General features: G+C 42.1%; 14 protein-coding genes. All 14 read left to right on the forward strand.

What is annotated here, in order from left to right:
- The first annotated feature begins 143 nt into the window (after window positions 1-143).
- Entirely contained in the window at window positions 144-1,037 is an 894-nt protein-coding gene (locus tag F4694_RS00970) for an ABC transporter permease (protein ID WP_179595450.1), read from the forward strand.
- Between the two features lie 12 nt (window positions 1,038-1,049).
- Window positions 1,050-1,961 carry a carbohydrate ABC transporter permease gene (locus F4694_RS00975; protein ID WP_179595034.1) on the forward strand — a complete coding sequence of 304 codons (912 nt, stop codon included), beginning with the start codon at window positions 1,050-1,052 and terminating at the stop codon, window positions 1,959-1,961.
- 123 nt (window positions 1,962-2,084) lie between these two features.
- On the forward strand, window positions 2,085-3,665 hold the full coding sequence (locus F4694_RS00980; protein ID WP_179595035.1) for an extracellular solute-binding protein: 1,581 nt from the start codon (window positions 2,085-2,087) through the stop codon (window positions 3,663-3,665).
- Between the two features lie 84 nt (window positions 3,666-3,749).
- On the forward strand, window positions 3,750-6,851 hold the full coding sequence (locus F4694_RS00985) for a glycoside hydrolase 5 family protein (RefSeq protein WP_257029070.1): 3,102 nt from the start codon (window positions 3,750-3,752) through the stop codon (window positions 6,849-6,851).
- The gene (locus F4694_RS00990; RefSeq protein WP_179595036.1) at window positions 6,848-7,777 is read left to right on the forward strand and encodes a N(4)-(beta-N-acetylglucosaminyl)-L-asparaginase; all 930 of its coding nucleotides are present in this window, start codon (window positions 6,848-6,850) and stop codon (window positions 7,775-7,777) included. Before F4694_RS00985 ends, F4694_RS00990 begins: the two co-directional genes overlap by 4 nt.
- A gap of 77 nt (window positions 7,778-7,854) precedes the next feature.
- The gene (locus F4694_RS00995; RefSeq protein WP_179595037.1) at window positions 7,855-10,560 is read left to right on the forward strand and encodes an alpha-mannosidase; all 2,706 of its coding nucleotides are present in this window, start codon (window positions 7,855-7,857) and stop codon (window positions 10,558-10,560) included.
- Window positions 10,560-11,864, forward strand: a complete 1,305-nt coding sequence (locus F4694_RS01000; protein ID WP_179595452.1) for a glycoside hydrolase family 125 protein — start codon at window positions 10,560-10,562, stop codon at window positions 11,862-11,864. Before F4694_RS00995 ends, F4694_RS01000 begins: the two co-directional genes overlap by 1 nt.
- Window positions 11,865-11,887: 23 nt before the next feature.
- Window positions 11,888-12,916: a family 20 glycosylhydrolase gene (locus F4694_RS01005; protein WP_179595038.1), complete on the forward strand. Its 1,029-nt coding sequence runs from the start codon at window positions 11,888-11,890 to the stop codon at window positions 12,914-12,916.
- Between the two features lie 57 nt (window positions 12,917-12,973).
- Window positions 12,974-14,188 (forward strand): MFS transporter, encoded by a 1,215-nt coding sequence (locus F4694_RS01010; RefSeq protein WP_179595039.1) that lies wholly within the window; start codon window positions 12,974-12,976, stop codon window positions 14,186-14,188.
- 34 nt (window positions 14,189-14,222) lie between these two features.
- A complete protein-coding gene (locus F4694_RS01015; protein ID WP_179595040.1) occupies window positions 14,223-15,017 on the forward strand; it encodes an endonuclease/exonuclease/phosphatase family protein in 795 nt (264 codons plus the stop codon).
- Window positions 15,018-15,802: 785 nt separating this feature from the next.
- The gene (locus F4694_RS01020; protein ID WP_179595041.1) at window positions 15,803-16,462 is read left to right on the forward strand and encodes a YesL family protein; all 660 of its coding nucleotides are present in this window, start codon (window positions 15,803-15,805) and stop codon (window positions 16,460-16,462) included.
- Between the two features lie 75 nt (window positions 16,463-16,537).
- On the forward strand, window positions 16,538-17,509 hold the full coding sequence (locus tag F4694_RS01025; protein WP_257029071.1) for an ABC transporter permease: 972 nt from the start codon (window positions 16,538-16,540) through the stop codon (window positions 17,507-17,509).
- A gap of 24 nt (window positions 17,510-17,533) precedes the next feature.
- Window positions 17,534-18,427, forward strand: coding sequence for a carbohydrate ABC transporter permease (locus F4694_RS01030; RefSeq protein ID WP_133371146.1), 894 nt, complete (start codon window positions 17,534-17,536; stop codon window positions 18,425-18,427).
- A 146-nt stretch (window positions 18,428-18,573) separates the two neighbouring features.
- Window positions 18,574-20,208: an extracellular solute-binding protein gene (locus F4694_RS01035; protein ID WP_179595042.1), complete on the forward strand. Its 1,635-nt coding sequence runs from the start codon at window positions 18,574-18,576 to the stop codon at window positions 20,206-20,208.
- The last annotated feature ends 49 nt before the right edge of the window (window positions 20,209-20,257 follow it).

Here is a 20,257-nt window from a genome sequence, read left to right on the forward strand (position 1 = left end):
AAGCGGTTTCAAAGGAAAAAGGAGGGGGAGATAAAGTGAATGGTGCTAAGGTAACAACGAATCAAACAGACGCACTATTAGATGTAGGACTGCGGTCCAAAGAGCCTAAGCTGGAAGAAAAAATTAATATAAGGAAGAAAAGGATGAAGAAAATCCTGCGAAATTGGGAACTGTATTTATTTCTTCTACCAACAGTCGCCTACTTCATTATTTTCGCCTATGTACCGATGTACGGTGTGCAAATTGCCTTTAAAGATTTCATCCCGACAAATGGAATATGGGGAAGTGAATGGGTTGGCTTCAAACATTTTACACATTTTTTCGAGTCCTATTATTTTTGGGATCTAATCAAAAACACACTTGGAATCAGTGTCTATGAAATGATTATTGGATTCCCCTTGCCAATTTTATTAGCGCTTTCAATTAATGAAGCGAAAGATGGTCTATTTAAACGGACGGTTCAAACGGTCACATATGCACCACATTTTATTTCCGTTGTTGTAATGGCTGGAATGATTATCGCCTTTTTATCACCTTCAACGGGGATGATCAATCACGTTTTGGTCTTTTTCGGACTTGAACCGATTGCCTTTTTGAGCGATCCGAAATGGTTTAAAACGGTTTATGTATTTTCAGGTGTGTGGCAAGGGACAGGCTGGGGAACGATTATCTACTTGGCCGCATTAGCAGGAGTTGACCAACAGCTTCATGAAGCAGCAATTGTCGATGGTGCGAGCCGCCTGCAGCGTATTTGGCACATTAATATACCTGCCCTTGTTCCAACGATGGTCATTCTCTTCATTTTAAACATGGGAAGTATTTTAGGCGTTAGTTTTGAAAAAATCCTATTGTTACAGAATTCGCTTAATATGGATTCGTCGAATGTCATTGCCACATTTGTCTATAAAGCAGGACTTTTGGATGCCCAATACAGCTTTGCGGCAGCAGTCGGTTTATTTAACTCTGTCATTAGTGCGATTCTTTTAGTCGTTGTGAATCAAATTGCCCGCAAGAAGAGCGAAACAAGTCTATGGTAAGGGGGAGCATCCATGAGTACAGTTATTAAAGATACGAAGGCCGATAAAGTCTTCAAGATTCTCAATTATTCATTCTTATTTTTTGCGTTCATTATTGTCTTATATCCGTTGATTTATATTATCAGCGCCTCTGTCAGCAATCCCTCCGAGGTTAGCTCGGGGAAGATGTGGTTATTTCCAAAGGGAGTTACCTGGGAAGGATATAAGTTAATTCTTCAAAATGATCTTATTTGGAAAGGTTATCTAAATACCATCTTTTATACCGTACTCGGAACAATGGTAAACTTATTGTTCACCATCCCGGCAGCCTACGCTCTTTCACGCAAAGATTTGGCTGGAAGAAATCTATTCATGGGATTGTTCGTCTTTACGATGTTTTTCAGCGGTGGATTGATTCCTTCCTACTTGTTAATCAAGAATCTTGGCATGATTGATACGATTTGGGCGATGATTATCCCGGGAGCCTGTTCAGTTTGGAATCTGATTGTCACCCGCGTCTTTTTCCAGGTTTCCATTCCAAAGGAGCTGGAAGAAGCAGCTGCAATTGACGGGTGCACGAATATGAAATTGTTTGTTAGAATCATTCTGCCATTATCCACTCCGATTATTGCTGTTATGGCTTTGTTTTACGGAGTCGGACATTGGAATAGTTACTTTGATGCATTAATTTATCTCTCTAATAAAGATCTTTACCCGCTTCAGTTAGTATTGCGTGAAATCTTAGTTGTTCAGTCGATGACAGCTGAAATGGCGGGTAATGGGATGTCGAGTTCCGTTGCCGAAGCCGCACACCACAAGGCGGAACTTGCGGCCATTATCAAATATGGGGTCATGATTGTTTCAACACTGCCAATCATTATTGTCTACCCGTTCCTACAGCGCTTTTTTGTAAAAGGGGTCATGATTGGGTCTGTAAAAGGTTGATCTGCCACGAATTTGAGAATGATCTGGATTCAGCAGTTCATTTAGGGAGGTGGTTTTGGCAAGGGCTACAGTTAGTTAGAGGCCATTAGGTAATTTTTTTATAAATGAAAGGGGTCAAGGAGAATGAGGAAATCTCTTAGTGTCATCATGTCCGTTCTATTAATTATTTCTATGCTTGCAGCTTGTTCGTCAAAGTCAAACTCTAATGAAGGTGCTAAGGAAAAAGTTAACATTAACAAAGAAGGCTATCCAATTGTAGATCAGAAACTAACCATGTCGATGATGGGTCCGGATGTGGGCCAAGCAAAATGGGAGGACATGGCTTTCTTTAAAGAAATGGAAAAGATGACAAATGTTCATTATAAATTTACCACACCACCGTTAAGTGATTTTCCAACCAAATTGAATCTAGCTTTTGCAAGTGATGAGATTCCGGATGTTCTTTTCGGTGGTTCCTTAACAGCCGACCAAGAGGTTAAATACGGGAAACAAGGAACATTAATTCCACTTGAAGATTTAATTGAAAAATATGCTCCAAATATTCAAAAAGTTTTTGAGGAATATCCTGACGTGAAGAAGTCCATTACGACCGTTGATGGTCATATCTATGCCTTGCCAATGATTGACAAGAATGCTGTTTGGTACATGGGACCGCTATGGGTAAACGGCAAGTGGCTTGAAGCCTTAAATGTGACTGAATTGCCTAAAACAACCGATGAATTATACACTTTGTTAAAACGCTTTAAAACAGAAGATCCAAATGGGAACGGGAAAGCTGACGAAATCCCATTCACTTCTATTAAACTAGATGATTCTAGACAATGGCTTTTAGGTGCCTTCGGTTTCACGAATTGGGGTATTGAAGAAATTAAAGGAAACGTTGTTTTTACACCGCAAGAAAAGGGATATTTAGAATACCTTAAATTCATGAATAAGTTGTATTCCGAAAAATTAATGGATCCGGAAACATTCTCACAATCCAATGAACAAAAGAAGGCAAAAGGACAAGCCAATCAATTAGGGTTATTCCAAGACTGGTTCTCCTACTTTACTACCGGGGATAAAGAAGAAGATGCGATGGATGATCCAATGTATCAACCAGTTAAGAGTGACATTGTTGACCAACCAGTTATGCCGCTAAGCCCTGGTATTTACCGCGGTCAATTTGCCATAACCAACAAAGCAGCTAATCCTGCTGCTGCGATTCGCTGGGTAGATTACCTCTATTCAAAAGAAGGGAATGAGCTGATTAAAATCGGTAAAGATGGCGATGTCTGGTCATGGGTAGACAAGAGCGCTGGTACAAGAAAAATGAATGAATCACCAATTGCTGGTAAAACCATTGAAGATTATCGTGGAACAACTACACCTGACTTTGGAATCAACGTACCGGGATACCGTGAGAAGATTGAAGGATTCCCTGTTCCTGAATTCCAGAATTTCCTTGATAAAGAAACCGATAACAAGATTAAGCCATATGCAAAAATTCCATATCCGCTTGTTTACTTAACTTCTGAAGAGCAAGATGAAGTAAGCCGAATAAAGTCTGATTTGGAAACATATGTACAGCAAATGGAAGCGAAATTTATCACAGGCACTGAGCCATTATCTAACTGGGATAAATATGTGAAAACAATGAATGACATGGGCTCAGATAAATTAGTGAAGATTTATCAAAAAGCATATGATCGTTGGAACAAATAAGGAAGTTTGATTTTTAAGATAAGGCTCGTACTGTTGACAACAATGGATACGGGCCTGTCTTTATTCATGAAGGGGGAACTAACCATGGCTGTTATCTTTTATGACGAATCATTTCCGTTTGACGGACAAAGACCGTCACTAGAAATTATCCAAAAACTTTCAAAGCAGGCCACGATTGTAAAGGCAGAGGAATTGGAGCATGCTTTGACGGATCAAATAGAATCTTTCATTCATTTGCATGGTTCTTTTTTTCCAAAAAACGCATGGGGCGCTATTCAAGCTTTTTTACAAAAAGGAAAGGGATTCGTCTCCATCGGGGCTGCACCGTTGCGCCAGCCTTGTAATCTAGTAAACGGAAGCTGGATCCCTGAACGCGAACAAACGGCCTATCATATGGAACTGAATATTCACGAGGTACTAAAGGTTGATCAGAAACCGATTGAAACATTAGCTGCCAACCAAGACATCCCAATTTTTCACGGGATGGAAGAGCTATTCACGATTCAGGATACCTCGAATTTTATCCTGCATCCGACGAAGACGTCCTCTATTGAAGCGGAAATGGGTTCGTGCGGGCCGATGGATGCAAGGATTTTCCCACTATTAAAGGGAATTTCCAGTTCCGGGCGTGAGGTGGCCGCCCCTGCTGTTTTAATTGAAAACTATGGCGGCATGTTTACCGGCGGACGTTGGGTGTTTATCAATCAGCTTTTAACAGAATCGTTTTGGTCTGAAAAAGGCTGTCAATTTTTAAAAAAACTGACGGACGTAACAACGCTTGGTGTAACGGAATTTTGGCTGAAGACGAATTACGCAACCTATTACGACCATGAAGTACCGACCATTACCTTGCAGACCCAATCCTTATTGAAGGAAAAATCGGAATGGAGCGTAAAACTTCAGTTAAAAAAGGATGGAACGATCCTTGAAACACGGAGCCTTGAAGTGACTGTAACGGATGAACTTGACTTACGGACGATCACCCTACATACGAAGGAATTTAAGCCGGGATTTTATGAACTAACCTGCCGGTTCACGAGCGAAGCGGGGGAAGAAAGAATTCTTCATCAGGGATTCTGGTATATGGATCGCGAATTGCTTGAAAGTGGTGAAGTGCTCACGTGCGGCCGGGATTATTTTTTAAAAAATAACAAGCCGTTTCCGATTGTCGGCATGACGTATATGACGTCCGATGTTGCCCGGAATTTTCTATTCCTGCCGAACCCAAGTGTGTGGAATCAGGATTTCCAATCAATGGCGGGTGCGGGGATTAATTATGTGCGGACAGGCATTTGGACAGCTTGGCGGCAGATGATGTTTGTCGATGGCCATATGAGTGAGGGTGTCTTACGGGCAATCGATGCCTTTATCCTAACGGCGAAGCAGCATGAAATCGAGTTAACATTTAACTTTTTCTCGTTCACGCCCGAAGCATGGGATGGGAAAAATCCATATCTCGACCCAAGAAGTGTGGCGGCCCAAAAAAGATTTATTACGGCCATTGTTTCGCGGCACAGGACCACGAAGAATGTGCATTGGGATCTGATTAATGAACCCTCGTTGTTTAATCCTAACCAAACCTTTGCCGGACCAAGAACACTTCATGATGCGTTTGATGTCCGCGACTATCAAGAATGGGTGCGAAACCGCCATGGCGATATCGCCCATGTCCAGGAACGCTGGAATATGACACCGGCTGAACTGCCTTCTTTTTCAAGTGTCAGACCGCCGCTTGCGAGTGAAGTCAATTCGCATATCATGGACATGGCTTCTGGGAAAAAAGGCTTGAAATGGCTGGATTACACGTTATACACAATGGACAAACATAATCAGTGGGCGCAGCAGCTTTCGTCGACGATTAAAAAATTGGCAGGTGACCACCTAGTAACGGTTGGACAGGATGAAGCGTTAGCAGGACAGCGTCCATCACCGTTATTTTATGGGAAGGCCGTTGATTACACGAGCAATCACTCGTGGTGGATGATGGATCAACTGCTCTGGGACGGGATTTTTGCCAAGACGTTTGATAAACCAAACTTGATTCAAGAAACCGGAACTATGTATGTGGAAAAACCGAATAACCACGCGAAACGGTCAGAGGAAGAGCTTCGCAACATCCTTGAACGCAAGTATGCCTATGCATTTGCGGGGGGCAATGCCGGTGCGGTTCAATGGGTGTGGAATACGAATTATTTTATGAATAATATTAATGAATCTAACATTGGGGCGTTGCGGGCAGACGGAACGGAGAAGCCGGAGACCAATGTTTCGTATGATTTTGGTCAGTTTATCAAGGAAACCGGGCATCTGTTCCGCGGCAGGGAACTTGAGGATATTGCGGTTGTGTTCCCGTATTCGAATGATTTTTCCAACAGAAGATTTGCGTTTGAGGCGACTACAAAATTAACGAGAGTCTTGTGCTATGAGTTAAATCAGCCATTCCGGGCTGTTAGCGAATATGATCTATCCGTTTTGGCGGAGGAGCCGCCGAAGCTCATCATCGTGCCAAGTCCGCATAACTTTAGTACATCGGCTTTGAAGGAAGTCCTGGCGTTTGTCAAATCTCATAAGGTTACCTTATTGTTTACGGGACCAGTAAGCATTGATGAATATTGGAATGAAACAAACCGTGTTGCCGAGGAGCTTGCCATTGCAACGAGGTGTGTCAATGTATTGCGCGAGGAAATGCTGCAGATTGACGGAACAGCCACTGCCGTTTCCTTCGGCGGGACAAAGATTGCCGAGTTGGTGAAGGAAATCGGTGCTGATGAAAAAGGAATTCTGTCAGTGAAGGAATTTGCGTTTGGCAAAGGAACCATCATTTGGTCACCGCTGCCGATGGAGTTAAATGAACGATCTGCATCGATTGCTGCCTTATATCAATATGCGCTGAGAAATGCCGGAATTTCCGAGCATCTTATCTGGAATGAAGGGGACTTTCCAGGAGTTTATGGCAGAAAATTAGAATTCGAACAGGGCTCCCTCTTCATCTTTGTTTCCGAATTTAGTTCCGATGCGAATGTGTCAGTGACCGACCCGAAGCCGGGGCAAACGTATGAATTTTTGCTGGAATCGGAACGCAGTGTCTTATTTGCGGCAGACAAGACGGGAGAAATCATAGGGATTTACAGAGGAGACGAAGTAAAGATCAATGCACGAAGGACGAATGAGGTGGGAATGAAATGAAATGGGGAATCATTGCAACCTGGAGAATGGCCTTGGAGGGGGTAAGTCAGGCGGCGAAGGAATTAGAGCAGGGTGTGAATGCAGGAGATGCGTTAGAACATGCCATCAGAGTGGTGGAGGATAACCCCCGATATCGCTCGGTTGGTTATGGCGGACTCCCAAATGAGCACGGGATTGTTGAATTGGATGCGGCCTTTATGGATGGGGATCATTTCGATATTGGCGCGGTTGCCGCCATTCAGGATGTGAAAAATCCCATCTCTGCGGCCCGCAAGCTTAGCAGCAACCAGTTTAATCGTTTCCTTGTCGGCCAGGGGGCAACGGCCTTTGCTCAAAAAGCTGGATTAGAACGCATAAATATGCTGACCGATGAGGCCAGGACTATTTGGCAAAAGCGGCTGGAGGAAATGAAAAATAGTGATTTAAGCCCTTACGACGGCCATGATACGGTTGGTGTCGTTTGTTTGGATCTTATGGAATCAATGACCGCCGGCACCTCAAGTTCAGGGCTGTTTATGAAAAAATCGGGCCGGGTCGGGGATTCACCCTTGTCAGGTTCGGGATTTTATGTGGACAGTGAAATTGGCGGAGCGACAGCCACTGGTCTTGGTGAGGATTTGCTGAAAGGCTGTCTCTGTTATGAAATTGTTCGGTTAATGGGTGAAGGGATGACGCCGCAGGAGGCAGCTGATAGGGCTGTTTATCGTTTTCATGACAAATTGGTTCGAAAGAAAGGCAAGGCCGGTGCGATGTCGTTGATCTGCATGAATAAGCATGGCGAGTGGGGCGTTGCCACGAATGTGGAATTTCCTTTTGTGGTCGCGACGGAGGAAGAAGGACCGACTGTTTATATCGCGAATAAAGGTGCGGGTCATTCCACGATGATCGAAAGAGCAACCAGGGAACAAATTGAGAAGTGTGAGTAAGGATATCAGCCACTTCTCTGTTAATAGCAACAAAGTTTACAAAAATAGTCAAAATGTAAGAAACAGGAGGAAGCAGGGTGAAGAAAAAGTCTGTACATATCATTTCCCACACCCACTGGGACCGTGAATGGTATTTGCCATTTGAAAAGCACCACGTTTTGCTTTGTAAACTAATGGATCAATTAGTGGCAACACTTGATAAGGATGAAAATTTTAAAAGCTTCCATCTCGATGGGCAGACCATCATTCTCGATGATTATTTGCAATTTCGTCCGGAGATAAAGGAAAAGCTGCAGCGCTTTATTGACGAAGGAAGAATTCATATTGGTCCATGGTACATCCTCCAGGATGAATTTTTAACTAGCAGCGAGGCGAACATCCGTAATTTACAGATTGGATTAAAAGATGCGGCCAAATGGAGTACCAAGGTATCAAAGCTTGGCTACTTCCCTGACTCGTTTGGCAACATGGGCCAGGCGCCGCAAATTTTACAGCAGGCCGGCATTCACACGGCCGTTTTCGGTAGGGGAGTTAAACCAACGGGCTTCAACAATACCGTCAGCGACGCTGAAGACTATGAGTCTCCTTATTCCGAAATGACTTGGCAGGCACCGGATGGTTCGACCGTACTCGGCATTTTGTTTGCCAATTGGTACAGCAATGGTAACGAAATCCCGGTTGACCGTGAAAAAGCGCAAACGTTTTGGAAGAGGAAAATAGCGGATGCAGAAAAATACGCCGCGACGCCACATCTATTAATGATGAATGGCTGCGACCATCAGCCGGTTCAAACGGATTTATCAGAAGCAATAAAAGTAGCCCAGGAGCTTTATCCTGACTATGAATTTATTCATTCTGATTTCAATCACTATATCAACCAAGTGGATCAAGCACTTCCTGAAAATTTAAAAGTGGTGGGTGGAGAACTGCGAAGCCAGCATACCGATGGCTGGGGAACGCTTGTCAATACAGCTTCATCCAGAATTTATTTAAAGCAGCTTAACCAACTAGGGCAGACGATGCTTGAAAAAGTGGCGGAACCACTAGCTTCTATCGCCTATCTTTCAGGCGAGACATATCCGCATCACTTGTTTTCGTATGCCTGGAAAACACTGATGCAAAACCACCCGCATGATAGCATTTGCGGCTGTAGTGTGGATGAGGTGCATCGTGAAATGGTGACCAGGTTTGACAAAAGCCGGCATGTGGCGGAAATGATTGTGGACGACAGTGCAGCTGCCATCACTGCTCAGATCTATACTAACTTGTTTCGGCAATATGGTGAAGATGCTCTTCCGTTTACTGTGTTTAATACATCAGGCTGGAAGCGAACAGGTGTCGTTACAGTGGAAATCGATCTTGAGCGGCAGTACTACGCAAAGGGCGTCAACAAAGCAGAATTGCTGAATATCCAGACAAATAACCGCAGCCTGATGGATGAGCATGGGAATGATTACCCATATGAAATTACCGATTTAGGTCTCCAGTTTGGCTATGATTTACCGAATGACAAATTCCGTCAGCCGTATATGGCGAGAAAAGTGAGCGTAACGTTTCAGGCAAATGATGTTCCGGGCTTAGGATATAAAACGTTTGCCTTTGTCAAAGCAGCAAAATCGGAAAAGCTCGACCATCATACCCTAGTGAACAACGCTAGGGAAATAGAAAACGAATTCATACGGATGAACGTTGAGGATAATGGATCCTTAACCGTAACCGATAAAAAGAGCGGCAAGGTATTTACCAATCTATGTGTCTACGAAGATAGCGGGGATATTGGAAATGAGTATATGTACCGCCAGCCAAACGGTGAAACTGCGCTGACAACCGAAAATATAAAGGCTGAGGTTCGATTAATAAAAGATACACCATTTGCGGCCGCCTTTGAAATAATTCATCATTGGGAGCTGCCGGCCGGTGCGAGTGAACAATTGGAGCTAGAACAAAGCCAGCTCGTTTGGTTTACTGCCCGAAAATCACAGCGGGTACAGGAAACAACACCATTCACGATTAAAACAATTGTCAATCTTGAAAAAGATGGAAAGGGCATCGATGTGACGACTTCATTCGATAATCAGGTCACTGATCATCGTTTACGGGTATTATTCCCAACTGAAATCACCACTGACTGCCATTACGCAGATTCCATCTTTGAAGCAGCCAAACGGGATAACCTGCCATCAAGCGAATGGAAAAATCCAAGTAATTGCCAGCATCAGCAAGCATTCGTCAGTGTCCACGATGAAAAGTCCGGCCTGACCATTGCCAATAAAGGCTTGAATGAATATGAGATTCTTCGTGACGGCAAAAATACGATTGCGATCACAATCCTTCGTGCGGTAAGGGAATTAGGGGATTGGGGTTATTTTCCAACACCGGAAGCGCAGTGCTTAGGAAAACAAACGATTCAGTTTAAAATTATCCCTCATGGAGAGGATGCCTATCAAGAGGCTTACCAGTTCCAAATCCCATGGGTGGCAAAGCAAACAGATCTTCATGACGGCAAACTGCCGCTTACACATAAAGGTGTGGAATGGTCAGGTGCCAAGCTTGCCTTTTCATCGATGAAGACGGCGGAGGAGACAGGTGATGTGATGCTTCGCTGGTATAACCTGTCAGCTGACCAAGAGACATTGAGCTTCCAGCCGCATTTCAGCACCGAAAAGGCATATAAAAGCGATATTCTCGAGCAAGAGGGAACCAGGAAGCTTGCTAACGAGGTGTCAGTCGATAAATATGAAATTATCACAGTAGGTCTTAAGAAAAAGGGGAATATTCATTGATGATTAACCAATTGCCAGCCAGTATGACGGCCCTAATCGAAGAAGTAAATACTATTTTTCCAGAAGATAAGAAGGTTCAAACGTTATTTGAACAGTGTTTTTCGAATACGTATGAAACAACCTTAAAAAAGCGTAAAGACGGCTCTGTTTTTGTGATCACAGGGGACATTCCGGCGATGTGGCTGCGCGATTCTGCAGCTCAGGTTCGTCCTTATTTGATGCTTGCGGAAACTGACCCGGCAATCGCGGATATGATTGAAGGCGTCCTTGCCAGCCAATTTGCCTATATCAACCATGACCCATATGCCAATGCCTTTAATGAAGAGCCGAATGGTCAGCGGTACCATGAGGATGCAACAGAGATGACACCGCTGATTTGGGAACGGAAATATGAAATTGATTCGCTTTGTTATCCGATTCAGCTTGCCTACCTGTTATGGAAATCAACGGGGAGAACAACGCAGTTTAATGAAAGCTTTCAACAGGCTGTTGAAAAAATCATGACCCTATGGAAGGTCGAACAACATCACGAGGAGCAATCCCCGTATCGGTTCGAGCGCGACCAATGTCAGCCATCCGATACCTTAACGAGGGATGGAAAAGGCAGCCTTGTGAGTTATACAGGAATGACGTGGTCTGCTTTCCGTCCAAGTGATGATGCCTGCCAATATGGGTATTTAATTCCGGCTAATATGTTTGCGGTCGTCGTCCTGAAACAACTGGCTGAGATTGCCGAGAATGTATTACAGGATTCACTGTTGGCGAAGCAAGCCATTCAACTGGCGGAGGAAATCGACAAAGGTATTCTGACGTATGGCATCGTCAACCATCCGGAGTATGGAGCGATGTATGCCTATGAAACAGATGGACTAGGAAACTATAACTTAATGGACGATGCGAATGTTCCAAGTCTATTATCCATGCCGTACCTCGGCTATTGCAGTCCTGATGATCCGATCTACCTCAATACACGCAAATTTATTTTAAGCAAGGAAAACCCTTATTACTATGAAGGGGCTGCAGCGAAAGGCATTGGCAGTCCGCATACACCGCCGCAATTTATTTGGCATATTGCCCTTGCGATTCAAGGCATGACGGCAACAACAGTGGAGGAAAAGGCAAAGATTTTAGCTTTGTTTAAGAGCACGGATGCCAATGCCAACCTCATGCATGAAGGCTTTCATGTCGATGCGCCGGAGAAATTTACACGGCCATGGTTTTCCTGGGCAAATTCGATGTTCAGCGAATATTTGTTAACACTGTGCAACAGGTATGTAAAAGGCAGTGCCCTGTCAAAAAAATAGAGCTTTGAAAGGATGTTAAACTAGTGAAAAATATTGAATCTATTAAAGCATTTCATCTGCGATTTGGATCACATCAACTAGTAAAACCATTCATACAGTTTATTGAAAAGGTATTGGCGCCAAAAGGCATCAATCAGTTAATTATTGAATGCAGTACGTCATTTGTTTTTGAAAACCATCCGGAAATAACGGGAGGAACATTGACCAAACAGGATGCAAGGGAAATTGCCGCCGTCTGCAAGCAGCACGGCATTCGGGTCATTCCTTTGTTTCAATGCCTTGGCCATCAAGGCTGGGGCGGGGCACCGAATACGCTGTTACAAGCCTATCCCGAGTTTGATGAAACCCCTCATGTCCCATTAGATGCAAAATGGCCAGACTTTTTCTGCAGAAGCTGGTGTCCAGAGCATCCGGATGTCAACGCGCTTGCCTTTGATTTGCTTGACGAAATCATCGAAGCCTTTGATGCAGACGCCATGCATGTCGGCATGGATGAAGTGTATGCCATTGCTGATGATCAGTGTCCGCGCTGCAAAGGAAAGGACCGGGCTGAACTTTTTGCAAAAGCGGTAAATGATTTACACGGATATTTGGTGAAGGAACGGAATGTCGAGATGTTTATGTGGGCAGATCGCTTGAATGATAGCGAGGCAACGGGTTATAACATGTGGGAGGGGGATACGTTTGGCACTCACCGGGCGATTTCGAAGATTCCAACCGATATCGTATTGATGGATTGGCATTATGATCCGCTTGATGCCTATCCTTCGATTGGAATTTTTCTAGAAAAGGGATTTTCAGTGATACCTTCCTGCTGGTTTAAAACAGAGGCGGCATTAGATTTTCTGAATAAGAGCAGGCAGCAAGCAAGTGAAACAGAGGGGTCTGGGCGTTTGTTGGGAATGGCAGTCACCTCATGGAACGGTTGGGATCAAGAGGTCTTTGAAAAATTTATTCAAATGTCGCCCCAATCTTTTTCTAACGATGAGAAGTTAGGGGAGTTGGATGAGCTTTATCGAACTCTTGATGTAATTACGAATGAGCTTTCGTAACTGGTAAAGAGCCCAAGCGATTCACCTCCAAAATTTTTGTAGAAGGGATTTACACCTATGAATAATCCTTCGAGAAAGCCAATTATCACCATTGCCATTGTAACAGCTATTTGTCTGTTGGGAAACGAAATGCTGTTTATTGTAATGCCACTATATTGGAAGTTTTTTGGACTGACATCGCTCTGGCAGGTTGGTATGTTATTATCGGTTAATCGAATTATTAGGATTCCGCTTAATCCGCTTGTAGGTTGGTGTTACAAACGGTTTGGGAGCCAATTGTGTATCATGGCAGCTGTTGTACTAGCGGCTGCCTCTACGTTTTCATATGGGTTGGTAAAGGGTTTTTGGCTGCTCATAATTGCCCGATGTTTGTGGGGGATTGCGTGGTCACTATTCCGGATTGGCGGGTATTTAACGATTCTTTCTTCAAGCAATTCAAAAACAAGAGGTCAGTATGTTGGCTTGTATAACGGGCTGTGGGGTCTTGGAACCTTAATTGGCATGCTAATTGGCGGCGTACTTGTGGAGCTTATTGGGATCCAAACTGCGACGAATCTTTTCGGGGTCCTCGCTGCCAGTAGTATTCTGATTGTTTTTCGATTTATCGAAAACACGAAGGAGCTGGGGCCCATCCGCCTCATGAAGAAAACGAAGGATTTCTCGGTTTGGAAAAATAAACGAATTGTAGCCGCATTTGTAACGGGGTTACTGGTTGCTTTTGTCGTTTATGGTGTTTTTGCCTCATCATTAAGTAAATTAATAGAATGGCAAATAAATAAACATGTATTGATTCTAGGCATATCCATCGGGGCAGCCTCCATAACCGGTTTCATTCAAGCCCTTAGGACAGGCTGGGATCCTTTCCTTGCCCCCTATCTCGGCAGAATGGCTGATCAAAAATGGGGAAGATTCCCGATTTTAATTATCGGCATATTGGCTGCTGCTTTTTGTTTGAGTCTGCTTCCTGTGAAATTGCCGATGATTCTTTTTATCGGACTGTTATTGGTATTTCAACTAGTAACCACAATCTTAATCACGATGAGTGATACGATCGCTGCCGACCTTGCAGCAGGCCCCTATCAAGTGACGGTCATTTCCATTTATACATTATTTTCTGATACGGGGGCGGCATTAGGGCCATTGGTGGGGTTTGCCATGATTGATGTCTTTGGCATTCAATCGCTCTATTGGTTAACTAGTATCATCATGGTTCCTCTTGCCGCACATTGGTTCATCATGATTAAGAGGGAAGGCAGCAGGGCAGTTTTATAAAAAGAGCAGTAAATAAAGTCAAGGGGAGAAAAACATGACAGGGAATACTATCCTTAAAGTAATGACTTACAATGTAAAAAATTCAGCAGATGTCCTGCCTCCGCCTCATTCATGGGAAGAGCGTAAAGAGCTGATAAAAGAGCTCATTCAACTTGAATCCCCTGATTTACTGGGGACACAGGAATGTTTGGTTGGTCAAGTGTATGACGCGGCAGAGATATTACCGGATTATGACTGGGTCGGTCTTGGAAGAGAGGGAGGAAGTAAGGGCGAATACACAGCCATCTTTTTCAAAAAGGACCGCTTTAAAGTGTTGGAGTACGATCACTTCTGGCTTTCTGAAACGCCTAACGTCATCGGCTCCACTTCTTGGGGGAATTCTATCACTCGGATGGTGACCTGGGCACGATTTGTTGATGTGAAGACAAATCTCCAGTTCTATCATATGAATACACATTTGGACCATGAGTCGTCAAATGCGAGGGTAAAAAGTGCCCAATTAATGATCAAAAAAATAGCCGAATTTGATCCGAAGCTTCCCATTCTTGTAACAGGTGATTTTAACGAGGATATCCATTCGAAGCCGTATGAAGTCTTTCTTAAAGAAGGGGCATTATCGGATACATGGAATATGACAAATCTTCGGGAGAATGAGGAGTTAGGAACGTTTAATGATTTTCAGGATCCTCCTGGCGGGAAAGAGCGCATTGATTGGATCCTTGTTCAAGGTAATATAACAACAGAGTCTGTAGGGATTGTGGCCACTCATCCTAATGGCCGTTTTCCAAGTGACCACTACCCTGTGGTCGCCAATGTGTACATGAAATAGAAGGCTAATTGGATAGCAATAAATAAAAAAAGGCTGATAGAATGTGAATCAAGATTCTATCAGCCTTTTTTTATGAGAATAGAAAATATAAATTCGAATATGAGAAATGTCCAGCTCCATAGCGGCTAGTGTCCTTCGCTCTCTGCCTACGATAAGTCAACAGCGATTCGCCTCCGGCTCATCGTGTTTCCTTTATCTCAGTTGGAGCGCTCCAAGCCATACTCCGCCGATCAAGGTATTTAATATTTTTGTTAATTCAAACAATTCTATAATATCGAAATATAGTTGACGTTTCCATTTTTCGGATGTTACAATTGAATTACCGGTAACATAATATAACATAGGACAAACACTGTTGAATACTTATGAAGGAGAACGATGTCCCGATTTTTCGTATATTAATAGACTCCTATAATAACATGTGCCAGATTCACAATTTTATTACACAATCTGCTTGAACACCGGATATGGACACTATTTCAAAGAACATTTACTAGATTTGATTAAGGTTGATCAACCAGAATACATAGACGGCTTCTTCATGGATATCCTGTTCGGGGTCGATTGCCGTTGTGGCCATTGCAAGAAGAAAAGGAAGGAAAACAGCAAGCCGTTAATTGCTAATTGGTGAACGTCCAATCTGAGTAGGTACCGACAAGATCCTCAGTAGCTTAGTAGTCAATTCAAATAGCTCGATAATGTCAGAAAATTCTTGACGGTTGCGTTTTTAGAATGTTACAATAAAATTACCGGTAACATTACCTAACATAAGGGGGTGAATGCCAATGAATGGCTTAGTAAGGGTTTTGTATAAAGTGGGCGATTTGCTTGCGAAAGCCATGTATCTCCATTTTTTATGGGTTGTATTTACCCTTGCTGGGTTGGTCATAGTCGGTGTGATGCCAGCAACCGCTTCCGTATTTTCAGTTATTCGAAAATGGCTTATGAAGGAGAACGATGTCCCGATTTTTCGTACATTTATAAACTCCTATAAGTCATTTTTTATAGAAACAAATCTACTAGGTCTCATTTATTTCTCAATAGGTCTATTTCTCTATTTCGACCTTCGCATCGTAAATGCCGAATTACATATGGATTTGATCCGTATCTTCGTATTTATTGCCGGTTTTCTTTATCTATCGATGTGTCTGTTTTTACTTCCCGTTTATGTTCATCTCAACCTGTCGAAGCTAAACTATATTAAACAGAGCTTTTTAATCGTTTTCGCCCGTCCTCTTGAGACGTTTTTAATGTTGGTAAGTTTAGTCGTTTCATATTATTTTTTCCTCTATTTTCCGGTTGTGTTTATCTTTGCCGGTACAACCATTGTTTCCTTTCCATTGATGTGGATTGGAATGCGGTCATTTAATAAAATTCAAATAAAACAAACAGCATACTTAACACCTAGTCCTAAAATGAAAAAAATAGTTGGATTTAAAATTTAATTGTGTATTCGTATTCATTTTTGTTATCGGTAACAAAATATATAAACAAATAATATAAAAAGGGAGTGTTAGTCATTGAATGTTACTGGGGTTGTTGAGAATAAATCAACCATTTCTGAAGTAAAGCATAAAACTAAGAAAAAGCTTTTGACAAAAATTAAAAAAAGCTGGCAACTATATGTTCTTTTTATCCTGCCACTGATGTACATCATAGTTTTCCATTACTACCCTATGTATGGCGCTTCGATCGCGTTTAAAAACTTTGACCCTGTATTAGGGATTGGAGGAAGTCCTTGGGTAGGATTTGAACATTTTAAAAAGTTCTTTGAATCATACGACTTTGTAAGGGTATTAAAAAATACGCTAGGGCTAAGTCTTTATAGTTTGATAGCAGGTTTTCCTCTGCCTATTTTATTAGCTCTGAGCCTTAACTATGTATACTCAAAAAGATTTAAGCAGGCTGCACAGTTAATCACCTATGCTCCTCACTTTATATCGGTTGTTGTTATGGTTGGAATTATTTTTATGATTTTAGACCCTCGTGGTCCATTAAATAATCTTCTATCGCTCTTCGGGGTTAAAGAGGGAATTAACTTTATGGGTGAGGCAGATTATTTTAAATCGATTTTTGTTATGAGTGGTATCTGGCAGAATGTTGGTTTCGGCTGCATTATTTATTTGGCCGCATTGACAAGCGTCAGCCCTGAACTTCATGAAGCTGCCATAGTAGACGGTGCTTCGAAGATCCGCAGAATCTGGCATGTCGATATTCCGGGTATCATGCAGACCGCTGTATTGGTCCTCATTCTTAATATGGGAAGCTTCCTGGACACCGGGTTTGAAAAGGTTTTATTAATGCAAAACCCGTTGAACCTTTCAGCATCTCAAGTAATTGACACCTATGTGTATAATGTCGGTCTTGTCTCTGCACTTCCGCAGTATTCGTATGCAGCTGCTATAGGAATTTTTAAATCATTAGTAGCATTTATTCTTATTATTGCCTCCAACAAGTTGGCGAAAAAGGTTGGACAGGATGGGCTATGGTAAACCAATTAAAAGAGGAGGATTCTTATGAACACAAAGATTGGCGAGTCTAGGGGTGACCGCATTTTCACTGTTTGCAATTACATTTTCCTATCACTCCTCGTCCTTTCAGTTTTGTATCCGCTTATTTATGTACTTAGTGCATCCTTAAGTTCGACAAACGCTGTAGCAAGCGGGCGGGTCTGGTTATTTCCGGTAGAGTTCAGTTTGTTAGGATATAAGACAATCTTTGAATATAGCAAAATTTGGACTGGATATGGAAACTCATTGTTTTATATGGTTGTTGGAACAACAGTGAATGTTGTCTTAACCATTTTAGCGGCATATCCGCTATCACGAAGAGACTTTTATGGACGCGGAATCTTCATGTTCCTGTTTGTGTTTACCATGATGTTTAATGGCGGATTAATTCCAAACTATCTTCTAGTACAAGATTTAGGATTATTAAATTCCCGCTGGGCTCTTATTATTCCAAATGCGTTATCGGTGTTTAATGTCATTATTACGATGAGTTTCTTTAAATCTACCATTCCAAATGAATTGCTCGAATCGGCTCAACTAGATGGGTGCAATGATTTTAAATTTTTATTCAAAGTTGTGTTACCGCTTTCAGCACCTATCATTGCGGTTATTTCCCTCTTTTATGCAGTTGGGCATTGGAATTCTTATTTTAGTGCATTAATTTATTTGCGCGATGCAAGTTTATTCCCGCTGCAGCTCATATTAAGGGACATTCTTGTTCAAAACAGCGTGGACCCTTCAATGATGGGTGATGCCACACAATTGGCAAATAAAATTGGACTACAACAGCTGCTGAAATATTCACTTATTGTTGTCTCTTCCCTTCCGGTTTTAATTGCTTATCCTTTTGTCCAAAGGTTCTTTGTAAAGGGTGTTATGATTGGATCTTTAAAAGGATAACTAGGGAAGTAATCTTTTTTCATTACACTGTGAGGGGGTGGTAACACGAATTGGTCCTAAAATTTCTTTGATTAACTGTATTGAATCAAATTGCTTTAATAAGCTATATGTTTTTTCAATGAAACTTTATTAAGGGGGATGAAACGATGAAAAGAAAGTTTAATATGCTTCTGTCTTTAGTAATAGCAATGTTACTACTATTGGTTGGCTGTTCCGATAATGCCTCCACAACCCAAAAGAAAGACAAAGAATACAAAGATATTGTCACGGAAGCAGGAACATTTCCAATTGTAGAGGAAAAACAGACCTTAACAGTCCTGACCAAATCGAACACAGGGGTAAAAGATTTTGCCACCAATGAGTTTACGAAGTGGTACGAAGAGAAAACCGGAGTACATATTAAGTGGGAGGTTCTTCCAGAGGAGGGTGCCGCAGAAAAGTTAAATCTTATGCTGGCTAGCGGTGAATATCCAGATGTCATTATGGATATGACTCTTACTCCAGCACAATTACGCGTGTATGGGGAAAAAGGTGTCTTTCTTAAGTTAAATGATTTGATTGACAAGTATGGTGTTCAAACGAAGAAAATGTTTGAAGAAATGCCTTTAGTTAAAGATGCAGTAACAACTCCGGATGGCGATATTTTTGCCTTGCCGCAGGTAAATGAATGTTTTCACTGTACTACATCTCAAAAAATGTGGATCTATAAACCATGGTTGGACAAGCTTGGACTTGATGTACCAACTACGACAGAAGAATTTTACGATGTCATGATGGCATTCAAAACACAGGATCCAAATGGCAATGGAAAAGCGGATGAGATCCCGTTTTCAGGCATGAAGAATTATTGGCATGAAGAGGTTGCTGGATTTCTTATGAACCCGTTTAGTTATAGTGATAAATATATTGAAGATGGAAAATTTGTTGTCCCATGGGATAAGCCTGAATGGAGAGAAGGCTTAAAATACTTAAATAAGATGTACAATGATGGTTTAATTTATTCAGGCTCATTTACACAAGATCCTGAGCAATTTAAAAAATTGGGTGAAAATCCTGACATCGCAATTTTAGGTGCAGCAGCATCATCTGTTCCTTCATTTTTTACAGATGTTTCAGATAAGGGAAGAGCAAAGGATTACGTTGCCGTTCCTCCTTTAAAAGGACCAGATGGTCAACAAATAACCCTTAACGAACCATCACCTGTTACCCGTCCGGCTGAGTTTATTATTACGAATAAAGCAAAACATCCTGATGTTGCCTTTAGATGGGCAGAAGCAATGTATGAAAACGAAGTCACGATCAATTCCGTTTTTGGAATGGGTCAGTTCCTTGAAGCGAAAGAGGGTCAACTTGGTTTAGATGGAAATCCGGCCGTATGGACATTAGAGGAGCTGGATCCAAACAATGTTAACAATAATATTGGGTGGAATCAAACAGGTCCATCTCTAAGAACAAACGCATTCCGTGCTGGTCAAGCAGTACCTGAGAATGATCAGGAACAGCTTTTATGGAAGGCCACAGAAGAACATGTACCATACATCTCAACGACTATCGAGCCGGTTCCAAAATTATTCTTTAGTGAGGAAGATTCAAACAAATTAGCTACTCTTGAACAGGCAATCGAGAATTATGTTGATGAAATGACAGCTGCGTTTATTACTGGAAAAACAAAACTTGATGATAAGTCTTGGAAAGAGTATGTCAAGAATTTAGAGAATGCCGGTCTTAAAGATTTCATTCAAGTCTATCAAAAAGCCTACGATGAAAAATACAAAAAATAATTTACTAGTTTAATTGCTCTGTACGAAAAGGGGAAGAGATGTTCTTCTC

This window comes from Neobacillus driksii (genome assembly GCF_013409995.1).
Lineage (GTDB): Bacteria > Bacillota > Bacilli > Bacillales > Cytobacillaceae > Neobacillus > Neobacillus driksii.